The organism is Streptomyces sp. NPDC037083 (genome assembly GCF_055606485.1).
In genome coordinates this window covers 155,075-176,228 of sequence record NZ_JBVJSQ010000015.1, presented here as the reverse complement: position 1 = coordinate 176,228, position 21,154 = coordinate 155,075, and the positions used below count along the sequence as shown (strand labels likewise).

Genomic DNA, 21,154 nt, shown 5'->3' with positions numbered 1-21,154 from the left:
GGGTACCCGCGTTCGTGCGTCCGCCGTCAACGGGGGCGGAGTCCGTCATCCACACGTGCCAGCCCGAAGCGCACGTCGAAGCAATGGGAGTTCGTTTTGAGGTTGCGCGAGTCGGGTTTCGCACGAACCTCCCGTTGTTCTGCCCGGATACTGGCCGGCCGGTACCGGCTGGACGCTCTCATCGGGTCGGGCGGCGCGGCGGACGTCCACCGGGGCTTCGATCTGCGGCTGAGGCGACCGGTGGCGGTGAAGATATTCCGGCCGGGCACCGGCTTCGACACCGAGGAGTGTTTCCGGAGCGAGGCGGTGATCCTGGCCCGGCTGCAACATCCCGGCCTGGTCACCGCCTACGACGCCGGACGCCACGAGGGCGACGCCTATCTGGTCATGCAACTGATCGAAGGCGCCACCCTGAAAGCCCGTATCGCCGAAGGGCCCCTGCCGGTCGAGACCACCGCCGCGCTCGGCGCCGACCTCGCCCTGGCTCTGGCTCACGCGCACGAGACGGCGGTCGTCCACCGTGACGTCAAACCGTCCAACATCATCCTGGACGAGTCCCACCGCCCCCACCTCACCGATTTCGGCATCTCCCGGCTGCTCGACGCCACCACCCGCACCGCCACCGGTCAACTCATCGGCACCGCCGCCTATCTCTCTCCCGAGCAGGTGCTCGGTCGGCCCGTCGGACTGTCCGCCGACGTCTACGCCCTCGGCCTGGTCCTCCTCGAATGCCTCACCGGCAGGCTCGAATACGACGGCGGCCCGCTGGAGGCTGCGATCGCGCGGCTGCACCGCCCACCCGTCCTGCCCGATTCCCTTCCGGAGGAACTCGCAGCCCTGTTGCGGGACATGACCGCACTGGACGAGCAGGAACGCCCGACGGCGCGCGACTGCGCCCGGGTGCTGGCCCCGCTGGCCGGCAACCTCTCCGTGGCCGCCCCGTCCGCGTCCCGAGCCGTGAGCATCGGTCGGAGCAGGACATCGCGCCGGGACGCCGACCCCACCCACAGGAACGTGCTGCCCGGCGCCCCGCGGCGTGCGTTCGGGCCCCCACGCGGCCGCGCGCTGAAGGCCGGCGCGACCGCGACGCTCGCCGCCCTCGTGGCCGCGACCCTCGCCCTCACCGACGGCTCCTCGTACCAGGGCGGCGACAAGGACGCGGCCCCCTCCGCCGGCAGCCCCACCGCGATAGCCGACCCGCCGGGCTCCTCGGCAGACGAGGACGACATGTCCACCACGCCGACCGCACCGCTGTCCCAAACCCCCGCCGCCGCCCAACGGCTCCGGGACTCTGCGCGTGGGCACAGCGTGCCCCCCGCTACGACCGACCCACGGGACACGGACCCGACGCGGGGTTCCGGCTCAAGCGGCGCTCCCCGGCAGGCCGAGACACACGGCGGACCGTCCAAGAAGGCCAAGAAGGACGAAGCGGCTCAGGGCAAGGCACAGACGAAGAACGTGAAGAAGGCGGACGCAGCCGGATGAGGGCGAGGGGGCGGCCGGCCCCCTGACGACCGCGGCTGACGACGGACATCCCGTTGGCGTCACCCCTGGGCGGCGGACGCTCGCACTTCAGCGCTTCCACTCGACACTGCTTCCACTCGACAGCGCTTCCCTTCGACCGGCCCGGACGCCTGACCTGAGGCCGAGGGCCGGCAGTCCCGTCGTGCTGAGGAGCCGGCCAACCATCCCCGCAGACGTCGTACCGCGCCCAGGACGCCGGGATCGCGCGGGCGGCGATGTGCCGAAGGCGAAGGGGGCGAGGAGCCGAGCCGACGACCGCCCGACCCTGCGAGCGGCGACTGCCCGGGGCGGCCGGCGTCTGCGCGGCCGCCTGCGCCGGCACCCGCCACCTCCCTTACGATGTGCCACTTTCGCGGGGCCGGGTGGTGACGTTGGTACGTCCCCCGGCCCCGCCCCGCCGGTCAGGCTCCGCCGGTGACAGTGGTGAAGCGTTCCCACACCCGGTGGGAGCCCATGAGTTCCCGCACCTGCTCCAGCGCGGCCGTCCCACTGTCGGCGACCACCACCCCGGGGGCGCCACCGGGCACCCCGGACGCGTCGAGGGCGGTCTCCGCGCCGGCCCACGCGCCGATCGCCTTGCCGTGGCGGAACGCCTCCGACAGCAGCAGCCCCACCCTGGGATCGACCGCTGCGGGTGCCGCGCCGGACGGGTTGGCCTTGGCGTCGCGGGATCCGTACGCGTCGCTGCCCGCCGTGGGCGACCCCGCCAGCAGCAGGGCGTCGAACTCGACGGACCGCGCGGTGGCGTACGTCCGCTGGACCGTCACCGCACCGTCGCCCGATCCCAGGACGCCTCCCGTGGGCGCGACGACCAGCGGGACCATGCCCGCACCGAGGATCGCCTCGCGCACAGCGCGTACGCCGTCCAGGTCGCCGTTCGGTCCGGTCACGATGCCGACGATGCGGCCGTCCGCCGGCCAGGTGCCGCCGATCTGGGACAGCGCCGGGCTCGGCTCGACGTCGGCCGGCGGCACGGTCGGTTCGGGCGCGGGCAGCCCGAGGCCCTCGGCGACGCCCGCGCACAGCTCGGCGTCGATGTTGGCCAGGACCTGAAGGGCCCGCTCCTTGACGGCTTGTTCGTAGCACTTGGCGAGTTCGAAGGTGTAGGCGCCGATGATGTGCTCGCGCTCCACCGGACTCATGCTCAGCCAGAACCGGCGGGGCTGGCTGAAGTGGTCCGAGAACGACTCGGGAGCCTCGCGCACCTTCGTCGCCTCCGGCACCCGCACGGGGGCCTCGACGTACGCACCGGCGTCCGCGCCCGCCAGGAACGGGCAGCCCCCGTCGACGGAGTTGGGCCGGTACGGCGCGACGCCCCGGTGCACGGCCGTCTGGTGCATGCCGTCCCGCAGCATGTCGTTGACGGGGGCGTGCGGCCGGTTGATGGGCAGCTGGGGGAAGTTGGGGCCGCCCAGACGGGTGATCTGGGTGTCCAGGTAGGAGAACAGGCGTCCGGCGAGCAGCGGGTCGTCGGTGATGTCGATGCCCGGGACGAGGTGGCCGACGTGGAAGGCGACCTGCTCGGTCTCGGCGAAGTAGTTCGACGGATTGCGGTTGAGCGTCAGCAGCCCGATCGGCTGCACGGGGGCGAGCTCCTCGGGAACGATGTTCGTCGGATCCAGCAGGTCGATGCCCTCGAAGGTCTGCTCCGGGGTGTCGGGGAAGGTCTGGATGCCCAGCTCCCACTCGGGGTGGGCGCCCGCCTCGATGGCGTCGGCGAGGTCCCGGCGGTGGAAGTCCGGGTCGACGCCGCCCGCGATCTGCGCCTCCTCCCACACCAGGGAGTGCACGCCCAGTTTCGGTTTCCAGTGGAACTTCACCAGCGTCGTGGAGCCGTCGGCGGCCACCAGTCGGAAGGTGTGGACGCCGAAGCCCTCCATCATGCGGTACGAGCGCGGGATGCCGCGGTCGGACATGTTCCACAGAGTGTGGTGGGTGGCCTCTGTGTGCAGGGTGACGAAGTCCCAGAAGGTGTCGTGGGCGCTCTGGGCCTGCGGGATCTCCCGGTCCGGGTGCGGCTTTCCGGCGTGGATGACGTCCGGGAACTTGATCGCGTCCTGGATGAAGAAGACGGGGATGTTGTTCCCGACCAGGTCGAAGACGCCTTCGTCGGTGTAGAACTTCGTCGCGAAACCCCGAGTGTCCCGCACGGTGTCGGCCGAGCCCCGGGACCCCAGCACCGTGGAGAACCGCACGAAGACCGGTGTCTCCACGTCCTTGGCGAGGAACGCGGCCTTCGTGACGGAGGCCGCGGTGCCGTAGCTCCGGAACACTCCGTGCGCTGCCGCGCCGCGGGCGTGGACCACACGCTCCGGGATGCGCTCGTGGTCGAAGTGCATGACCTTCTCGCGCAGGTGATGGTCCTGCAGCAGCACCGGCCCGCGCGGCCCGGCCTTGAGCGAGTGGTCGGTGTCGTACAGCCGCGCGCCCTGAGCGGTGGTCAGGTACGCCCCGGACTGGGCCGCCCGCGCCTGTGCGTCACCGGTCGGCTGCCCCGTGGGCGACATGGTCTCGGGGCCGCTCTGGTCCGGCTTCGGCGGCAGCGGCTCCCGCGGTTCGGTCGGCTCGGCGACGGACGGCGACTCGGGACCGGGCTTTCCGGGAATCCCTTCGGCCGGGCCCGCGTCGCTGCCCTGGACGGCTTCGGTGACCTTCTCGGCTGCCCGCTTGAGGGGATTGGGCTGACTCATCGATGTATCGATTCCTCTGCTCTTGGCCGGCCACGGTCACCGTGGCCATGCGTGTCGGAGTGTCGTGAGGGCTGACAATCGGCCGGCGAAAGGCCTCGCTCGGGCGAAGCTTGTCCGGAATCATCCGAAAAAGGTGTGTGGTCTGCCAACGTCTCACGGCGCGATCACCCGCACACCGGGCGTGTGTCAGGGGAGTGAATCGACCCGGTCGGCACAGTCCGAAACCCGCTCGCCCATGCCGCTCGCTCTCCTTCCCTCCCGATCGCTGTGACCGCCACGACTGCGTACCCCGGCATCAGGACTCAAGGCATACGGAAAGCGCAGCCTGCGACGCCAGGGACGCGGAAGGCCGAAATCCGGACAGTCCGACGGCCGGGTAGCCGGGTAGCCGGGTAGCCGGGACGCCCCGGTCTGTCGAAGGCGCACGGTGCCGGGCGGCGGACACGGCGACCCGGGCGGGTGGGTCGCCCTCTTGGTCGCCCCCTGGTCATGCGCGCAGGCCTCACGGTCGCGTCCGTCCACGGGCGGAGACGGCGAGGTCCCCGGCCTCCGCGACGGGGACCGGATGGCCGAAGTCGAACGCCCCGGCGGAGGCGAGCGGCCGGCCGCAGTGGTATGACGTCCAGGTCCTGCGTCCGTTCAGGAGTGCCGGTGGCAGGCCTTGTCGGCGATGTGCCACCTGTCGTCGACGCGGACCAGCAGGAAGACGTCGGTGAACGTGTCCGCGCCGTGCCGGAGTGTCATGGTGGCGGTCGCGACGCTGCCGTGGACGTCGACGGCGTCGATGCGGCGGGAGCGGGTCGGCTCGTCCGGAGCCGGCCTGCCGTGGAAGAGAGCGCAGTACTCGTGCAGCGGCCACGAGACGAATGCGCCGTCCCGGATCCCCTCGACGTGGGCGGTGGGCAGGAACGCGTCGCGGAAGTGGGCGGGGTCGCCGGTGGCGTGTCCGCGGATGTAGGCGCGGAGCGGTTCGAGCACTGCGTCCGCCACGGCAGGGGCCGTGGCGGCAACGGCGATGTCGGCCTCAGGGGCGGCCGGGGTGTCGGCCAGGCCGGCTGCGCAACTGCACGACCGTGTGATCGCCGGCGATCTCGACATCGCCGTCGTCACCGATGCACCGCCGGGGCTGCCCCATGACCCGCGGATCGAGCGGCGGTTCATCGGCCTTGACGACATGGTCGTGGTACTGCCCGTCGACCATCCTCAGGCCGGACGAGGCCCGGTGCACATGTGGACGCTGGCCGACGAGACCTGGGCCGAGGACAACGACGGCTCGGCAGCCCTCCTGCGCGGGCACGCCGCCCGCGCCGAAGTCGGCGCCCGCATCGACCTCACCGCGGCCGACCTGCCCGGCAAGCCGGCCCTGGTCGCAACCGGCCACGCCATCGCGCTGATACCCGGGGTGCTGACCCGCGCGCTGCGCGCCGACGTCACCACGGTGAGCCTCGTCGATCCGCCGACCCGCGGCATCTACGCGATCACACCACGTCGCGACCCCCATCCCTCCGCCGAGCCGCTGCTCGCCCAGCTCGCGACAGCCTTCGCCTCGGTCCGTCCGGCCGATGCCGCCCACCGGCCGACCGGGACGGACGCCCCCGCCGCTGCGCCGCCGTGATGCACATGCACCTCTTCCGGGGTCCCGCTGCCGCGCGGCGGACGTCCGCCGGTCCGCGGCTCGGAGGGGTGCGCAGGGGCGGGGGAGTGGGGAGGGACACAGCAGGCGCCCGCCTCCCTGCTGGCGACAGCCCGCCTCCCGTCTCCCGCCTGACGACAGTCGCCTCGCCCTACGCGGAGTGCGAGCCCTATGCGTGTTCGCCGAGTTGGAGGAAGCCCGCCAGGGAGAAGCACAGGGCGCCGGTGAGGGTGCCCCAGTTGGCGATGTCGGCGTTGACGAGGCTGCCGGTGGCGGGGCGGGTGTAGGCGGCGAGCGCCGAGACCATGAACAGGACGGACCCGAGCTGGTTGACGGCGACGATCCACCAGCCGAGGTTGCGCGGCCGGACGCAGCGCCGTCCGTGGCAGATCTCGACGAAGGCCAGGTGGCCGGAGACCAGGAAGAGGATGCAACCGATCACGTCGGGCGTCCAGATCAGCCGGTTGACCTGCTGCACGCTCAGGCCCTGCAAGAAGGAGTCCAGCAGGTCGACGGCGAAGACGAGAGTGCCCGCGAAGAGGACGAACGTGCTCAGCCAGTCCACCCGGGTCGGCTCATAGCTCCACCATCGCCAGGGGTGGGTGACCAACCGTCCTTCGCCGCCGGCGACGTGGCGGGGCGAGTTGATCGCCTGGAGCAGCGAGACATATCCGCCGGTGGTGAAGAACAGGCCGCCCGTGAAGTAGATCGAGGCGCACTCGGTGGCGTCGCCGGAACCGAACTGGGCGTCGGCCGCACCGGCCGCGAAGAGGGCCCCGCCGATGACGAAGGCGATCGCGGCGATGGCGTTGAGCCGGCGCAGCCGGGTGACGGACACGGAGTCCGCGCGGATGTGGCGCGTGACCGCCGCACTGTGGGGGCGGACGGCGAGCACCCCACGCCGTCGCGCGAGCCGGGACTCCCACACAGCGGTGCCGCCGTCGGGAAGGTGCCAGGTCAGCCGGGTGGTGAACGGTCCTGCGCCCTCGGCGCGCTGCTCAGGTTGCCCCACGGGCCGAGCCTAGGACTTCTGCCGGGACCGAGGACGGGCGCAACGCCGTCCCGGCGCTGTGGGACGCCGAGGGTGGGCAGGTTCCGGAGCGTCTCGGCCGATGCCCGGGCAGCGGGGTGCCGTGCCCCGGGCTGTTCGTGGCTGGACTTCCGCGTGCGCTGCGCGGGCCGGCGGGTGGCGCGATGTGGGTCGCGGGCACATCGAGGGGCGCTCGTCATGACAAGCTGTGCTTTCCATCGCCCAGTCCCAGGAGGTCACCATGGCTGCAGAGTCTCCATCGCCGGAAGGCTCGGAGCCGGTTGAGGGCGAAAGCAGTTCTCTCTCGCCCGACGAAGACGGCCAGTACGACTTGAAGCGCAAGTTTCGGGAGGCGCTGGCACGCAAGCGGGGCATGCAGACGGACGCCAACGACCCGGCTGCGAACACCGACCCGTCGAAGATCCACGGCGCGCACGGTCCGGCCGCGAGTCAGCGGTCGTTCCGTCGGAAGAGCGGCGGCTGAGTCCGGAAACGGCCTCCGGACGGGAGCCGGCAGGCTCCGACAGCGCACGGGAGGGATGAGGCCGAACTCCGCAGCGCATTGACGACAGTGTTCTGCGGCGACGATCTCGCCCTCACCGACCAGCCGCTCATCCCGCAGTTCACCACGCCCGAGCAGGGGCTCGGCGGTCTCACCGACCTGACGGCAATCGACTCCCTGCTCGGGGGTGCGGTGTCCCGTCCCGATCCTTCTCCCCGAGGTGCGAAAAACTCGCTGGACATCGCGTGGGCCGACGGCGAGCGTGGGGCGAATGGAGGACCAGGAGACGGACTTCGCAAGGGCGCGTCATTCGTCCGCGGCGTCCTCGGTCTCCCAGCGCAGCAGGTCGCCCGGCTGGCACTCGAGCACTTCGCAGAGCGCGGCGAGTGTCGCGAAGCGCACCGCCTTGGCGCGGCCGTTCTTGAGTACCGCCAGGTTGGCGGGTGTGATCCCCACGCGGTCCGCGAGCTCGCCCACGGACATCTTCCGCCTGGCCAGCATCACGTCGATGTCGACGGCGATCGGCATCAGATCACCTCGTCCAACTCGGCCTGCATCTGTGCCGCTTCGACGTCGCGTGCGACGGCCTGGGCGAGCAGCATCCGCAGCACGAGGACGATGAGCGCGACCCCCAGGATGGCCACGCCCACCCCGCCCATGATGACGGTGACGCCCGGGTCTTCCCGCTGGCCCGGCGCATTGATGATCGTGACCGCGAACCACACGAGGGCAGCCGCCACGATCGCGCCGATCACGCCGTCCACGTACCGGAAGGCGGCGTGCGAGAACACGGTTCCGCGTCGCACCATCGTCACCAGCCGCCATACGCAGACGAGGGCGACCTGGGCCGAAGCCATGCCCAGGATCGTGATCACGCGCAGCGGGGTCAGCGGGAGCGACCCGTCCTCCGGGTCCGTGGCCAACGCCCACACCATCAATGCCTGCACGAACACCGTGCCGGCGAGCACCACCACGAGCACGGCGCGCAGCGCACGCACGGTCAGCTTTCCCACGACCCATCCTTCCATCGAGTTGCGATGGGAATCTATCGAAATTCGATAGGTGAGGCAAGGAGTGGGATGAAGGGCCTGGGGGACAGCCGTGAACTGGCAGGGCTCAGGTGGCCCGGTCGTCAGCTCGGTCGGGTGTGCGGTACACATGCCGGATGGCCTCTTCTTCATTCCGGCTTCGCTGCGTTGACGAGCATGAGTTCGTTCCCTGGGCGCGCATGATCGCCGACACGTACGGCATGGATCGGTCCGAAGAGGAACTGGCCGACCAACGGGCCGCGACGGATCTCGCTCGCACCCTGGCCGTGTTCGACGAGGGCGAGCCGGTCGCCGGCGCCTCCCTCTACGGCCGAACGCTGACCGTGCCCGGCGGTGTGCTGCCCGTGGCAGGGGTCGCCTCCGTGGGGGTGGCCCCGACGCATCGCCGCCGCGGCATCCTCACCTCGATGATGCGTGCCCAGCTGACCGACCTGCACGAGCAGCGGCGCGAACCGATCGCCGCGCTCCGCCCCTCCGAGGCCGGCATCTACGGACGGTACGGCTACGGCCGTGCGACGGTCGGCAACCGGATGCGCTGCGATCGGCGCGCCATGCGGTTCCGCCCCGACGTCGACTTCGGCGACGGGACCGTGCGCCTGCGGCAGGCCGGTCAGGCCCGTCCCGTCCTCGAGAAGATCTACGACGAGGTCCGCGCGGCCACGGTCGGCTGGCCGGACCGGCAGGCGGCCCACTGGACGGTGCGCCTCGCCGACCATCCGCACCGGCGCGGTACCGCGACCTCGCTCCGGTGCGCCGTGCACCAGGAGCGCGACGGCCGTGCCACCGGCTATGCGCTCTACCGGCACGGCTCCGCGCCGGACGGGCTCGGCGGCAGTGCCGGGGTGGTGGAAGTGGTGGAGCTGGCAGCGTGCTCGCGCTCGTCCTATGCGGCGCTGTGGCGCTTCCTCGCGGGCATCGACCTCGTGGCATGGATCGATTACGAGGGGGCCGTGGACGAGTCCTTGCCGCATCTACTGGTCGACCCGCGAGCGGTCGGGGCCGCGCCGGTGGACCGTCTGTGGCTGCGGCCGGTCGACGTCGGACGGGCCTTGGCGGGCCGAAGTTACAGCCTTCCGCTGGACCTCGTCCTCGACGTGCGGGACGACTTCTGCCCGTGGAACAGCGGGCGCCACCGCCTGCAGGCGGAAGCGGGCAGGGCCGTCTGCGAGCCCACGACCGCCCCGGCCGACATACGGCTGACGGCGGCGGAACTCGGCGCCGCCTTCCTGGGCGGCACCTCGCTGTCCGCCCTCGCGGCTGCCGGCCTCGTCGAGGAACTGCGGCGAGGGGCTCTCGCCGTCGGCTCGGCAGCATTCCGCGGGGAACGCGAGCCGTGGTACCCGGGCGGCTGGGCTTTCCCGCTCTACTGAACAGTCGAACCCGGGGGGTCGCCCTGGCGGAGCCCGATGGGTTCCGCCAGGGCGGGTCGGACCGCGAGGTCCTGCTGCGCGTGTTGCGTCACGGTGCCTTCCGGCGAGCCCTGGCACTCCGTCGGCCCGTGGTCGGCGGGCGCCGGGTGCGGTGGGCTGACGGGGGGCGGCTCAGTGGGTGTACGTGGTGCGGTGTTCCTTGAGGGAGGCGCAGTTGGAGCCGATCACCTGCACGTAGGTGTTGCCGATACCGCCGCCCCAGTCGACGCAGTGGCCCTTGCCGATGACGTAGGACGGTCCTGCGTACGAGGTGTAGCGCCCGTAGTCGTCGTCGCCTTCGTTGGTGTCGGGGACGTAGATCCAGGCGTTCATGTCCACCGCGGTGCCGGGGTTGTTGCGGATGGTGACGACGCAGTTGTTGCCGTTGGTGGAGTTGTAGGCGAGGTAGACGGTGCCCAGGGTGCCGACGGCAGCGGAGTTCACGGTCTTGTAGCCGCTTCCGCAGACTTTCTGAGGGGTGGTGTTGGGTGTGGCGGAGGCGGGTGCCGCCAGGGCGGTGGTGGCCCCCACCGACAGAGCGGCCAGTGCGGCGGCGCCCAGCATGGAGTGAGTGAAGCGCATATTTCCCCCTTGTATGCTTAGGAGTTGGTTACTCCTTCCTTATGTGACGGGCGGGGCCCACGGTTGGTTGTGCCGGAGTTACCGGTGTTTTCGGTCATAACTGGCAGTGCAGTTGGCCGAGTTGGGACGCAACCCGAGGCGTGACAACGGTGCGTGCCGGGTTCGGGCTGCGTGCCTCATGGGAGTTCTGGAGGCGTGGCGAGCCGTGGGGCGGCGTCAACCCACCGTGCCGGAGCTGCTGCGGGCGGACATGTGACTCGTGCCCGGCACGCCTCTCCGCGGCAGCTCCCGTGCGACCCGGGACGGTTCCGCCTCGGTGTCGGGCCCGCCGCCCACGGCAGTCGCCTCACGAAACCACGGTCCGGGTGCGCGGCGGGCGCAGGCGGAGCGGTCAGATGCCGCGGAGCGCGGCCGGGCGCCAGATGCGTAGATCAAGCTGTGCGGCTTCGCTCTCGAAGCCGCGCTCCAGGAATCCGCCCTGCATGAACAGTCCGATGGCCGGGGCGGGATCGCCTGTGTAGGGCCAGAGGGCCAACCAGCGGGTGTTGATCTTGAAGCCCGGACTCTCTTCACGCCAGGTCTGCCACTTCCTGGGGAAGCCCGGGCCGTCGGGGTCACCGCAGAATCCGGGTTCGCCCAGGATCTGCCGGGCAGCGGCCATGCAGTCCGTCCAGAGTGCGTCGGCGGGCTCGAGCACCTTCCTGTGGAAGGACGAGGAGGGCCTGGACGTGATTCTCCAGAGCTTGGACTCCAGCCAGTTCACGCGTGCGGGATACCGCAGGACCGGAGGGAGCCACACCGAGTGGCCTTCCGCGGTCGTGACGGAGACGCAGCCCGAACGGTCGACGCCGGTGACGGTCCAGCCGAGTCGCCGGGCCCAGCGTTCCAGTTCCCCGGCCGAGGCGAACGCCCTGTTCCACTCATGGGCGCCGAAGATGGCGTCCCAGTCCCACGCGGAGACCGCTTCCAGCTGTGCGGACACGTCCTGCCAGCTCGTGTCCGGCTTGTCCTCCGGCTCCGGGTCGCCGTAGAGCCGCCGCGCCCCTGGTGCTTGTCCGTGTCGGCTGACGTCGCCGACCTTCTGCTCCACCTCGGCGTCGGTGTCGTCCAGCACGACGAGCGCCGGGTCGTGCAGTTTCAGATCGACGGAGTGCCGACCGTAGGCGTCCGAGTAGATCTTGATGACGATCACTGCGGACTCGGGCCCCCGCGGATTCCACACGGCGAGCCGGTACGGGTTGTACTTGCGACGCCGCTCGGGAGTTCCGGCCCTGCTGCCGAAGGTGACGGGAAAGCCGGCGCCGTCCCAGGCGCCCGACCACGTGGGTGCGCCGAGAACACGCTGAGCGGATGCCAGGTATCCCTCCCACGCCGTGGCCGCCTCGGCCGCTTCCCTTTCGTGTACCTCCTTGTGCTTGTCCGGGGTGCTGCCGGTCCAGAGCCGGTGGGAGGCGTAGGCGTACACCATCGAGTGGGACGTCGTGGTCTCGAGGTGGTGCCGTTTCCCGGTGCGCGTCTGCACCGTGATCGGCCCCCAGTCGTTGTAGCGCCACTGGAAGTCGATCACCTGCCAGTTGAACTGGGCGAGCCAGGCCGGGTCGGGCTCGTGTCCCCCACCCGCCCCCGGCCAGACCTTCCGCCAGTCGACCTCGGTCAGCACGGCCAGCTCCGTTGCCAGCTCCTGCGGGGTCGTGTGCACCTCGCACCTGGGTGCAGGCTCACTGTTCGCAACTGACACGTCGATCAACTCCCTTGGCGCGGAGGCCCCGTTCACCGAGCAGTCCTCGCACGCGCAACCGTTCCCACTTTATCGTCTATTCGACGATAACCATAGACCATTGCCGCTCCCGGTTCCGCAACCCACCCTTCCTGTCGGGGAACCGTCACGACCGGGCGATGTGACATCGCAGCGCCGTGCTCGTTGGCCGTACGTGATCACACCACTCAAGCGAGGCCCGGCCCCGATCGCCCTGCTGCTCGACGCCGCCGCCCAACGGCTCCAACCGCTCGGGTCCGCCCGCCCAAGAGATCCGCGAGCGCCGCGTGGAGGCCGTGGTGTGTGCGTCGGCCGCCTGCCCGGGGCGTCGTTGTGATCCCGGCTCAGCGGGCGCGGACGGTCAGGGACGTGCGGGCCGTGGTCGTCGGAGCGGGGTTCTCCGGGATCGGCGCCGCGATCCGGCTTCGCGAGGCAGGGTTCGACGACCTGCTCGTTCTGGAGAAGGGGACGCAACTCGGCGGCACCTGGAGGGAGAACACCTACCCGGGCTGCGCCTGTGATGTGCCCTCGACGCTCTACAGCTACTCCTTCACCCCGGATGCCGCATGGAGCAGGGTCTTCGCCGACCAGCGGGAGATCCTCGCCTATCTGCGGGCCACGGCCGAGCGACACCGGCTCGGCGAGGTGCTGCGTTGCGGTGTACGGGTGCTGGGGGCACGGTGGGACGGGGCGGCCGGCCGCTGGCTGCTGGAGACCAGCGACGGACCGTACAGCGCGACGGTCCTGGTCCTGGCCACCGGCCCGTGGCACGTCCCACGCCGCCTGGACGTGCCCGGGATCGAGGGCTTCGAAGGCCCCGTCTTCCACACCGCCCAGTGGGACCACGGGGTCGCCCTCACCGGGCGACGGGTGACCGTGGTGGGTGGCGGAGCCTCCGCCGTCCAGGTCGTCCCGGCCGTCCAGGCCCAGGCCGCGACCGTGAACCTCTTCCAGCGCACACCCCCATGGGTGCTGCCCAAGCCCGATCTGCCGGTACCCGCGGTGCTCAACCAGCTGATGGACCGCATTCCCGGCGTACGCGGAGCCCTGCGCGCCGGCCAGTACGCCCTGCAGGAGGGCTTCGGCTACGCCTTCCGTCACCCGCAGGCCGCCCGCCTCCTCGAGGCGGGCGCCCACGCACACCTGCGCCTCGCGGTCCGCGACCAGCAGTTGCGCAGACACCTGACACCTGGCTACCGGCTGGGCTGCAAGCGCCTCCTGACGTCGAGCACCTTCTACCAGGCCCTGTCCCAGCCGCACGTGCACCTGCATCCCACCGCCGTGAGCGCCGTACGCGGCAACGAGGTCGTCGGCGCCGACGGCACCGTCGTCCACACCGACGTGCTCATCGAGGCCACGGGCTTCCGCGTCGGTGAGCTGCCGCTGGCCGCGACCCTGTACGGAGCGAGCGGCCGGACGCTCGACGAAGCCTGGTGCGGTGAACCGCGGGCGTATCTGGGCACCACCGTGAGCGGCTTCCCCAACCTCTTCCTGCTGCTGGGGCCCAACCTGCTCGGCGGCTCGACCTCCGCCATCACGGTCCTGGAAGCCCAGTTGACGTACCTCGTCGCCGCCCTGGCCCACCTCGACCGAAGCGGGCACCGCGCCATGAACGTCCGGCCGGCTGCGCAGGCCGCGCACAACGCCGCCGTCCAGGAGGCGCTCGCGACCACGGTCTACAACACGGGCGGCTGCACCAGCTACTACTTCACTCCCACCGGGCACAACACCTTCGCCTGGCCGTGGTCCACGGGACGCCTCGTGCGCCTCCTGCGCCACTTCGACGCCGACGCCTACACCTACGACACACCGGGGGCCCGCCCCCTTCCCCTCCCGGCTCAGGCGGGACAGCGACCCGGAGACCGTGAGGACCAGTGATGACGCGACGAGACGCAGTGCGCCGCTGTCTGCTGCAGAGGTCCGTACGCCTGGGGCGGCGCCCGGGTGTCCAGCCCGTACCAGCCGCCGTCGACGCCCTCGTCGACGGCGGCCTCGGCGAACGGCTCAGTGCGCCCGGGCGATCTGTTCGACCCGGTCGTGGATGCGCTCCACGTGCTGCTCGCTCTCCGGCTTCATCAGGACGCTGCGCAGGACGCGCGCGCCGTCGGCGTCGGCGGTGATCTTCGGGTGGCGTGCCGTGAACGCCTCGCGGCCGGCCTTGAGGGTGCTCAGGAAGACCGGGTCGGGACGCGTCATCCCGTCCGCCAGGATGCGGGCGGATGCCGCGTCGACCGCGGTCAGCGTGGCGGGCTCCACGGTCGGGAAGTAGCCGACGATGTCCAACTCGGGCCGCTGGTAGAGCTCCAGGACATCGGAGGCGTCGATGAGGTCCGTCCAGCGCAGGGCGGCCCGCCGGCCGGCCGCGAGGATGGCGCCGAGCCCGTCCGGCGTGGGCGGGATGAGCTGGAAGGTGAGCCACAGGGCGGCGGCCGACGCGCCGGCCCGTGAGCATTCCAGGCTGATCTCGCCGAGGTGGAGCTCGGTGGAGGTGAAGTAGGTGTAGGGCGAGTCGTGGAGGTAGAAGCGGCCCACCTCCGGGTCGCGGAACAGCACGGCGCCGCAGCCGTACGGCTGAAGTCCGTGCTTGTGGGGGTCGACGACGATCGAGTCGCACCGGGCGATCGCCTGCCACGGCTCGGGCGGGAGCCCTTCGGGGCCGTCGGCGCCGGCCAGCAGGGTGAAGAAGCCGCCGTAGGCGGCGTCGACATGGAGGCGGACGCCGTAGCGGTCCTTGAGGGCGAGGGCGGTGTGGATGGGATCCACGGCGCCGAGGCCGGTGGTCCCGGCAGTGAGCACGACCGTGCCCACCTCTCCGGTCCGCAGGACGTCCTCCAGCGCGTCAGGGTCCATGCGGCCGCGGTCGTCGGTGGGGACCGGATGGCCCTTCATGCCCAGGACCTGGCACATGCGGCCGTGGGTGTAGTGCGCGTCGGCGCTGTAGGCGACACCCTGCCCGGGGTGGAGTTCGCGGCCGACGTACAGCGCTTCGAGGTTGGCGATCGTGCCGCTGGTGGTGAGGTGGCCGAGGTGGGTGTCGTAGCCGAACATCGCGGCCAGCTGCGCCACGGCCTCACGCTCCATGCGGGCGGTGGCGGGACCGCCGTCCAGCGCGTGGTTGTTGGGGTTGATCAGCATGGCGGTGAGGTAGCCGACGACCGCGGCGGGGTGCGGGGGCTTGAGCATCTGGCCCGCGTAGTGCGGGTGGAAGAAGGGGTAGTTGTCCTTCAGTCGCCCCGTGAACTCCTCGAAGACGGGGGCGAAGCGGTCGTCCTCGACCATGAGGGACGGGTGGGGTCGGTAGGGGCCGAAGGTGTCCGCCCACTCGTGTATGGCGTCCTCGGCCCGGCCGAGCCAGCGCTGCAGGTCCACGGGTCTCCCTTTCTCCGGCTCTCTGCGGTGTGACTCGGGCAGCATAGAATTTCGTTGACCAGTCAGCAATTGATTGCTCAGCAATTGAGACGTCGGTAGGTGACGTGGCAGTAAACTCCGGGGAGGTCGGCAACGGGCCGACGGTGCGAGAGGACGCAGACAGGTGGATGCCGCGACCCGGCGGGGCGACGAGGCCGCCCGCGCCGCCGACAGCCCGCTCGTGCACGACTTCGGGCTGCTGATCAAGGCCGCCACCCGCCTGGAGCAGCGGATCGACGCCGCTCTGCGGCGGGAGTGCGGGATCAGCCACACGATGTTCGAGGTCCTCATCAGGCTCTGCCGGCAGCCGGACGAGGAGGTCTCGCAGCGCCGGCTCGCCGACGACATCACGCTCACCAGCAGCGGCGTCACCCGTCTGATCGACCGCATGGAACAGACAGGACTGGTCCGGCGCGTGCCGTCGCCCGGCGACCGCCGAAGCGTCCGGCTGGAATCGACGGATGAGGGCCGTGCCATGTTCGTCCGAGCCGCCGCCGTTCACGCGCAGGTCGTCGAGCGGTACTTCGTCGCGCCGGTCGACCCGGCCGACTACGGACGGCTGACCAGGTCGCTGGGCGACATCGACAGGGCCCTGCGCGACGGCTGACCCGGCCGGTACGGCGACCGCACCCCGGCCGGCGGGGTGCGGGGATCGCGGGCGTGCGCGATGCGGGGCGGGCGGTGGGGGCTCGGTGGCCCTCAGTGGGCTTGCGGTACCGCTCCGGGGCGGCGGTAGACGTACGGGGGCGGGTCCTGGGCCGGGCCCTGCTCGACGAGTGTGCGAACGAGGTGGTGGTCGGGGGACAGCCCGCACGCCGGGTCCGTGCGGGCGGCGTCACCGGTGAGGGCGTACGCCTGGCAGCGACAGCCGCCGAAGTCCTCTTCCCGGCGCGGACAGCCGCCGCACGGGCCGCTCATCCAGTCGGTGCCGCGGAAGCGGTTGAAGGCCGCGGAGTGGTCCCAGATCCAGGCGAGCGAACGGTCCCGGACGTTGGGCGCGTCGAGGTCCGGCAAGGACGCGGCGGCCGGGCACGGCAGGACGGTGCCGTCGGGTGCGACGGTGAGCGAGACCGCCCCCCACCCGCCCATGCACGGCTTGGCGACGCCGTCGAAGTAGTCGGGGACGACCCAGACCAGGTCGATGCGGCCGGCGAGCTGCTCCCGCCGGCGTTCGACGGTCTCCCGGGCCCGGACCAGCTGGTCGTGCGCGGGCAGCAGCGCGGCACGGTTGAGCAGGCCCCAGCCGTAGAACTGGGCGTTGGCCAGCTCGATGCGCTCCACGCCCCAGGCCACGCCCAACTCGATGAGTGCGTCGACGGCGTCGAGGTTGTCACGGTGCAGCACCACATTGAGACCGAGGGGAAGCCCGGACCCGCGAACGAGTGCCGCGGCCCGCTCCTTGGCCGCGAAGGAGGACGGGCGTCCGGCGATCCGGTCGTTCGCCGGGGCGTCCGCGTGCTGCACGGAGAGCTGAACACTGCGGAGCCCCGCCGCGCACAACGCGCCCAGCCGGGCCTCGTCCAGGCCGGTGCCGCTGGTGACCAGTTGGGTGTAGATCTCGGCGGACGCGGCAGCGGCGACGATCTGTTCCAGATCGGGGCGCAACAGCGGCTCGCCACCGGAGAGATGGGCCTGAACGACGCCCAGCGCGCCGGCTTGGCCCATCAGGTCCGTCCACTCCGCGGTGTTCAGTTCGCCCGAGCGGCGTGCCAGTTCCAGCGGGTTGGAGCAGTACGGGCAGTGGAGCGGGCACGCGTGGGTGAGTTCGGCGAGCAGGGCCCAGGGGCGTGGTGGATTCACGGCGTCCGCGGAAGCGGGGGGAACGGTCACGTGAGCCAGCCCTCCTGGCGCAGGCGGTCGAGGAAGGAGGGCACCTCGGTGGCCACCGGGGCGCCCGGGCAGCGCTCGGCCAGGACGTCGACGATCCCTCCGACGGTGCGCGTGCCGTCGCACAGGCCGACGACCTGCCCGGCGTGTCCCTCGAGGACGACGACGCGTTCCGGCAGGAGCAGCAGGTCCGTGCCGCGCACGCTGTCGTGCCGCAGCATCAGGGCAGGGGCGAGGGCCGGGCGCCACTGGCTCTCGGCCTCCGGCCTCACAGCTGCCCCTGTCGGCCGGCCGGCCGACGGTCCCGGTCCGGCTGCGCTGCCTGTTGACCGTGCCGGTCCTGCTGCCCGGCCTGCTGCACGGCGTCGAGCAGGGCCCACAGCACGTCGCACTTGAAGCTCAGCGCCGCCACGGCCCGCTGCTGGTCCTCGTGGGTGCGGGCCCACTCCAGGACGAGCGCGAGGGCCTCGCCGCTGTCGCGCCGCCCCTGGTCGACGCGGGTGCGGAAGTACTCGAGCCCCGACGGTTCGATCCAGGTGTAGTGACGCTCGAAGGCGTCGATGCGCAGGCGCATGAGATCGGGAGCCGTCAGCTCGGTGAGCGAGGCCGCGACGGCCTCCAGCGGCGGGCGCAGACGGCAGAAGTTCACGTATCCCTCCACCGCGAGCCGCACGCCCGGCAGTACGGACTCACCGGACTGCAGGCTCTCGCGGTCCAGGCCGGCCGCCTCGCCGAGCCGCAGCCAGCGCTCGATACCCCCCTCGCCCTCCCCGCGGCCGTCGTGGTCCTCGATCCGCCGCAGCCACATGCGCCGCAGCCGCGAGGAGTCCAGCTTGGCGGTGATCAGCGCGTCCTTGACGGGGATGTGGCGCTGGTAGTGGAAGCGGTTGGCGATCCAGCGGCGCACCTCCGCCGGGCTGAGGTCGCCTTCGTGCATGCGGACGTTGAAGGGGTGGCGGTCGTGGTACCGCTCCTGGCCCACCGCACGCAGGCGGGCCTCGAACTCGGCGGGGCTCCAGGGCTCCGTCAGGGGGGCGAGTGCCGTGGTCACAGCTCGATCACCATCTCGTCGTCGGCCACCTCGATGCCCAGTGCCGCGAGCCGCTTGTGCTGTGCCGCGGTGGGATCGACGAGGGGATTCGTGTTGTTGAGGTGCGTGTACAGGCAACGCGCGGACAGCGTGGCCAGGATGCCGGCGGTGCCGCCCGGCCCGTCGATGGGCAGATGCCCCATGGCGGTGGCGGTACGGGAGGAGACACCGGTGCGGCGCGGCTCTTCGTCGTCCCAGAAGGTGCCGTCGACGATGACGCAGTCGGCCTCGGAGGCGACCCGGTGCAGCGCGTCGGACCACGCGGCCACGGCCGGGGCGTAGACCGCCGACCTGCCGGTGACCGGGTCGTACAGGCGCAGGGCCACCACCCAGGCGTCGTCCTCGGCGGCGTCGGCGGCGTAGCGGGGGCGCTTCGCGGACACGGGGACGGCGCTGATCCGCACGCCGTCGCCGGACGGGCCGGTGGTGTCGCCGCCCAGCGGCAGAGTGCTGTGGCACGGCAGCTCGCGCCAGGTCACAGCGGTGTAGGGGCCCAGCACCTCGCCGAGGCGCAGGCGGTCGTTCAGCGCCTGGCGGACCGGGGCCGTGGCGAGGATCTCCAGGCCTTCGGCCTCACGCAGCCGCGCGATGCCCAGGGTGTGGTCGAGTTCGGCGTCGGTGAGGACGACCCCGGCGATCGGCGTCTGACGGGGGCCGGGCCCCGGGTGGAGCGCCGGATGGGCTTCGATCTGGTCGCCGATGTCGGGGGTGGCGTTGACGAGGTACCAGCGGCCCTCGTCCGTGCGGACCGCGAGGGAGGCGTGACGGCGGCGCCGCTCGGGATGCGCGCGTGCCCCGGAGCACCCGGGGCACGCGCAATTCCACTGCGGGACTCCGCCGCCGGCCGCGGTGCCGAGCACCTGCAGCAGCATGGCGGGGGACTAGCGGGTGGAGAGGGAGTAGGCGGTGACCTCCAGCGCGGTGTCGACGACCGTGTACCCGGGCGTCTGCCAGGGGGTCGTGTCGGCCTGCTCCGTGGTGGTCGCGGCCGGCTGCTCGGGCTGCTCCATGGTGTCCGTCATGTGCGTACCTTCCTTTCGGGGGTGGTGCGTTCACTCCTGCGTGAGGAGTCGGTCGAGGGGGAGGTCACTTGATGGTGATCTTGAGGATGCGGTCCTTGTCGTCCCCGCGGTCCGTCGTGCCGAGCCAGAGCTCGTCGGCGCCGGGGACCTTGGCGATGGCCCGCAGCCGGCCGTAGGCGCCGTTGTAGTACGACTTCGCGGTTCCGACGGCCTTGCCGGTGCTGTCGATCGGCAGCGCCCACAGCCGCTGGCCGAGCAGCGTGGAGACGTAGATGACGTCGCGCTTGATCGCGATCTGGGCGGGCACACCCCCCTGGTCCGGATTCCAGACCTTCTTGGGGTTGGTCATACCCGCCTTGGAGCAGGACCCCTCGCAGGTGGGCCAGCCGTAGTTCGCGCCCGGAGTGATCAGGTTGAGTTCGTCCCACGTGGACTCGCCGATCTCGGTCTCCCACAGCCTGCCCCGGGCGTCCCAGGCGAGGCCCTGCGGGTTGCGGTGGCCGAGGCTGTAGACGCGGTTGCCGAACGGGTTGCCGGGTGCCGCGGCGCCGCTCTTGGTGATGCGCAGGATCTTCCCGTTGAGCGAGTCCTTCTTCTGCGCGAGAGATCCCTGCAGGGCGTCGCCGACGCTGACGTACAGATAGCCGTCGGGGCCGAAGGCGATCTTGCCGCCGTTGTGGTCCCCGCCCCGCGTGATTCCGCCCAGCACGACGCTGTAGTCGCTGAGGGAGGCGCCGTCGAAGTGCATCTTCGCGACCCGGATGTCGGAGGCGGCCGTATGGACGAAGAAGACGTCCTTGTCCGTGGTGCCGTTCCAGGTCGGCGAGGGAGCCACACCCAGCAGGCCGCCGCTTCCGACCCGGAGGGCAGGAGAGGGGACCACGGTGTTCGGCACCTGGCCCACCTTCTTCTTGGACCCGTCACTGTGCTGGACCCACACCGTGGCGCTGCGGCGCTCGGTCACGAGCGCTTTCTTCCCGTCGGGCAGGAAGGAGATGGCCCAGGGCCTCGTCCACTTGTCGGAGAGGACCGACACGCCGGACGGGGCACTGCTGTCGGCCCGGGTACCCGCCCCGACCGCCGCCTGCGATGCGGGGTTCTCCGCCGCCGCGGTCGCTGACGTCGGCTGCAGGACGCAGGCGCCGAGCAGAGCGGTGACGGCAGCGATCGCGGCTCTGCCCGGACGGACCCGATGCAGCGCCGAATGCGCCAAGCGTGACATGTGATGCCTTTCCTGTCGTGGCGGACGACGGCCGCATTCCGCAAAGGGACCCGCCGTCGAATCAATACCGACACGCCCATTCCTGCGCCGCATGGTGATGCACCCTCGGAAAGCGAAATGGGCGCGGGACATGGCGATGCCTTCTGTAGGGAGTATTGAGCGCACATTTCCGCGCGGGCCACCTGAATTCCCCCATCGGGCTGACGGCCCGACAAATCGGTTCACGACCGAAGCCGTCGGCAACTGGGCCACCCGTTCTCGCTGCGGGCGCCGTTGGCCCGATCCGCTTCATGACGGGCGGTTCCGCGTCCGCCGTCCTCGAAGCCCCGAGGCCATCGGGTTCACCCCGACTGCGGACGCCGCGGTGGCCCTCCTCGTCGACAACCTCCCGGCCGGGCACGGCCACCACT

The 21,154-nt window shown here is 71.3% G+C and carries 18 protein-coding genes and 3 pseudogenes; 7 read left to right on the top strand and 14 right to left on the bottom strand.

Features of this window, described 5'->3' with window-relative positions; translation table 11 throughout:
• The first annotated feature begins 96 nt into the window (after positions 1–96).
• A complete protein-coding gene (locus ACZ7DE_RS33640; protein ID WP_470767862.1) occupies positions 97–1,485 on the top strand; it encodes a serine/threonine-protein kinase in 1,389 nt (462 codons plus the stop codon).
• Between the two features lie 440 nt (positions 1,486–1,925).
• On the opposite strand, the gene ACZ7DE_RS33635 is transcribed toward ACZ7DE_RS33640, so the two are convergent.
• The gene (locus tag ACZ7DE_RS33635; RefSeq protein WP_470767860.1) at positions 1,926–4,214 is read right to left on the bottom strand and encodes a catalase; all 2,289 of its coding nucleotides are present in this window, start codon (positions 4,212–4,214) and stop codon (positions 1,926–1,928) included.
• A 639-nt stretch (positions 4,215–4,853) separates the two neighbouring features.
• Positions 4,854–5,273 (bottom strand): annotated as a pseudogene (locus tag ACZ7DE_RS33630) (nuclear transport factor 2 family protein); the annotation flags it as partial.
• A gap of 1 nt (position 5,274) precedes the next feature.
• On the opposite strand from ACZ7DE_RS33630, the pseudogene ACZ7DE_RS33625 reads away from it, so the two are divergent.
• Positions 5,275–5,829: pseudogene (locus ACZ7DE_RS33625) on the top strand (LysR substrate-binding domain-containing protein); the annotation flags it as partial.
• 187 nt (positions 5,830–6,016) lie between these two features.
• Here the strand turns inward: ACZ7DE_RS33625 and ACZ7DE_RS33620 are convergent.
• Positions 6,017–6,859 carry a hypothetical protein gene (locus ACZ7DE_RS33620; protein ID WP_470767858.1) on the bottom strand — a complete coding sequence of 281 codons (843 nt, stop codon included), beginning with the start codon at positions 6,857–6,859 and terminating at the stop codon, positions 6,017–6,019.
• A 259-nt stretch (positions 6,860–7,118) separates the two neighbouring features.
• Here ACZ7DE_RS33620 and ACZ7DE_RS33615 point away from each other — a divergent pair, with 259 nt between their 5' ends.
• Positions 7,119–7,361, top strand: coding sequence for a DUF5302 domain-containing protein (locus ACZ7DE_RS33615; protein WP_470767856.1), 243 nt, complete (start codon positions 7,119–7,121; stop codon positions 7,359–7,361).
• A 324-nt stretch (positions 7,362–7,685) separates the two neighbouring features.
• On the opposite strand, the gene ACZ7DE_RS33610 is transcribed toward ACZ7DE_RS33615, so the two are convergent.
• Positions 7,686–7,907 carry a helix-turn-helix domain-containing protein gene (locus tag ACZ7DE_RS33610; protein ID WP_361758489.1) on the bottom strand — a complete coding sequence of 74 codons (222 nt, stop codon included), beginning with the start codon at positions 7,905–7,907 and terminating at the stop codon, positions 7,686–7,688.
• Positions 7,907–8,392 carry a DUF2975 domain-containing protein gene (locus ACZ7DE_RS33605; RefSeq protein WP_470767854.1) on the bottom strand — a complete coding sequence of 162 codons (486 nt, stop codon included), beginning with the start codon at positions 8,390–8,392 and terminating at the stop codon, positions 7,907–7,909. The genes ACZ7DE_RS33610 and ACZ7DE_RS33605 overlap by 1 nt, the downstream gene beginning before the upstream one ends.
• A 152-nt stretch (positions 8,393–8,544) precedes the next feature.
• Between ACZ7DE_RS33605 and ACZ7DE_RS33600 the strand changes: the two genes are divergently transcribed.
• On the top strand, positions 8,545–9,798 hold the full coding sequence (locus ACZ7DE_RS33600) for a GNAT family N-acetyltransferase (RefSeq protein WP_470767852.1): 1,254 nt from the start codon (positions 8,545–8,547) through the stop codon (positions 9,796–9,798).
• A 171-nt stretch (positions 9,799–9,969) separates the two neighbouring features.
• Here the strand turns inward: ACZ7DE_RS33600 and ACZ7DE_RS33595 are convergent, their stop codons facing one another.
• Together ACZ7DE_RS33595 and ACZ7DE_RS33590 are read right to left on the bottom strand one after the other, a co-directional pair.
• The gene (locus ACZ7DE_RS33595) at positions 9,970–10,419 is read right to left on the bottom strand and encodes a spore-associated protein (RefSeq protein ID WP_470767851.1); all 450 of its coding nucleotides are present in this window, start codon (positions 10,417–10,419) and stop codon (positions 9,970–9,972) included.
• A gap of 391 nt (positions 10,420–10,810) precedes the next feature.
• Positions 10,811–12,118, bottom strand: coding sequence for a hypothetical protein (locus ACZ7DE_RS33590; protein ID WP_470767849.1), 1,308 nt, complete (start codon positions 12,116–12,118; stop codon positions 10,811–10,813).
• A gap of 426 nt (positions 12,119–12,544) precedes the next feature.
• Here ACZ7DE_RS33590 and ACZ7DE_RS33585 point away from each other — a divergent pair, with 426 nt between their 5' ends.
• On the top strand, positions 12,545–14,053 hold the full coding sequence (locus ACZ7DE_RS33585) for a flavin-containing monooxygenase (protein ID WP_470767847.1): 1,509 nt from the start codon (positions 12,545–12,547) through the stop codon (positions 14,051–14,053).
• Positions 14,054–14,179: 126 nt separating this feature from the next.
• Here the strand turns inward: ACZ7DE_RS33585 and ACZ7DE_RS33580 are convergent, their stop codons facing one another.
• Positions 14,180–15,544 (bottom strand): pyridoxal phosphate-dependent decarboxylase family protein, encoded by a 1,365-nt coding sequence (locus tag ACZ7DE_RS33580; protein ID WP_470767845.1) that lies wholly within the window; start codon positions 15,542–15,544, stop codon positions 14,180–14,182.
• Positions 15,545–15,707: 163 nt separating this feature from the next.
• Here ACZ7DE_RS33580 and ACZ7DE_RS33575 point away from each other — a divergent pair, with 163 nt between their 5' ends.
• Positions 15,708–16,190, top strand: coding sequence for a MarR family winged helix-turn-helix transcriptional regulator (locus tag ACZ7DE_RS33575; protein ID WP_470767843.1), 483 nt, complete (start codon positions 15,708–15,710; stop codon positions 16,188–16,190).
• A gap of 92 nt (positions 16,191–16,282) precedes the next feature.
• On the opposite strand, the gene pqqE is transcribed toward ACZ7DE_RS33575, so the two are convergent.
• From pqqE to ACZ7DE_RS33545, 6 genes are all read right to left on the bottom strand, one after another.
• Positions 16,283–17,422 (bottom strand): pyrroloquinoline quinone biosynthesis protein PqqE, encoded by a 1,140-nt coding sequence (gene pqqE, locus ACZ7DE_RS33570; protein WP_470768010.1) that lies wholly within the window; start codon positions 17,420–17,422, stop codon positions 16,283–16,285.
• On the bottom strand, positions 17,410–17,631 hold the full coding sequence (pqqD, locus tag ACZ7DE_RS33565) for a pyrroloquinoline quinone biosynthesis peptide chaperone PqqD (protein ID WP_470768008.1): 222 nt from the start codon (positions 17,629–17,631) through the stop codon (positions 17,410–17,412). The genes pqqE and pqqD overlap by 13 nt, the downstream gene beginning before the upstream one ends.
• 47 nt (positions 17,632–17,678) lie before the next feature.
• Entirely contained in the window at positions 17,679–18,461 is a 783-nt protein-coding gene (gene pqqC, locus ACZ7DE_RS33560) for a pyrroloquinoline-quinone synthase PqqC (protein ID WP_470767842.1), read from the bottom strand.
• Positions 18,458–19,372: a pyrroloquinoline quinone biosynthesis protein PqqB gene (gene pqqB / locus ACZ7DE_RS33555; RefSeq protein ID WP_470767840.1), complete on the bottom strand. Its 915-nt coding sequence runs from the start codon at positions 19,370–19,372 to the stop codon at positions 18,458–18,460. Before pqqB ends, pqqC begins: the two co-directional genes overlap by 4 nt.
• A 9-nt stretch (positions 19,373–19,381) precedes the next feature.
• On the bottom strand, positions 19,382–19,510 hold the full coding sequence (pqqA, locus tag ACZ7DE_RS33550; protein WP_470768006.1) for a pyrroloquinoline quinone precursor peptide PqqA: 129 nt from the start codon (positions 19,508–19,510) through the stop codon (positions 19,382–19,384).
• A gap of 76 nt (positions 19,511–19,586) precedes the next feature.
• Entirely contained in the window at positions 19,587–20,744 is a 1,158-nt protein-coding gene (locus ACZ7DE_RS33545; RefSeq protein ID WP_470767838.1) for a PQQ-dependent sugar dehydrogenase, read from the bottom strand.
• Between the two features lie 91 nt (positions 20,745–20,835).
• On the opposite strand from ACZ7DE_RS33545, the pseudogene ACZ7DE_RS33540 reads away from it, so the two are divergent.
• A pseudogene (locus ACZ7DE_RS33540) lies at positions 20,836–21,138 on the top strand (DUF6193 family natural product biosynthesis protein); the annotation flags it as partial.
• Between the last annotated feature and the right edge of the window lie 16 nt (positions 21,139–21,154).

What these genes read in the sequence shown, in the direction of transcription:
- ACZ7DE_RS33545 (WP_470767838.1), bottom strand. Translation starts at nt 20,744, where the DNA reads ATGTCACGCTTGGCGCATTCGGCGCTGCATCGGGTCCGTCCGGGCAGA.
- pqqB (WP_470767840.1), bottom strand. Translation starts at nt 19,372, where the DNA reads ATGCTGCTGCAGGTGCTCGGCACCGCGGCCGGCGGCGGAGTCCCGCAG.
- ACZ7DE_RS33595 (WP_470767851.1), bottom strand. Translation starts at nt 10,419, where the DNA reads ATGCGCTTCACTCACTCCATGCTGGGCGCCGCCGCACTGGCCGCTCTG.
- pqqD (WP_470768008.1), bottom strand. Translation starts at nt 17,631, where the DNA reads ATGCTGCGGCACGACAGCGTGCGCGGCACGGACCTGCTGCTCCTGCCG.
- ACZ7DE_RS33610 (WP_361758489.1), bottom strand. Translation starts at nt 7,907, where the DNA reads ATGCCGATCGCCGTCGACATCGACGTGATGCTGGCCAGGCGGAAGATG.
- ACZ7DE_RS33635 (WP_470767860.1), bottom strand. Translation starts at nt 4,214, where the DNA reads ATGAGTCAGCCCAATCCCCTCAAGCGGGCAGCCGAGAAGGTCACCGAA.
- ACZ7DE_RS33600 (WP_470767852.1), top strand. Translation starts at nt 8,545, where the DNA reads ATGGCCTCTTCTTCATTCCGGCTTCGCTGCGTTGACGAGCATGAGTTC.
- pqqA (WP_470768006.1), bottom strand. Translation starts at nt 19,510, where the DNA reads ATGGAGCAGCCCGAGCAGCCGGCCGCGACCACCACGGAGCAGGCCGAC.
- ACZ7DE_RS33615 (WP_470767856.1), top strand. Translation starts at nt 7,119, where the DNA reads ATGGCTGCAGAGTCTCCATCGCCGGAAGGCTCGGAGCCGGTTGAGGGC.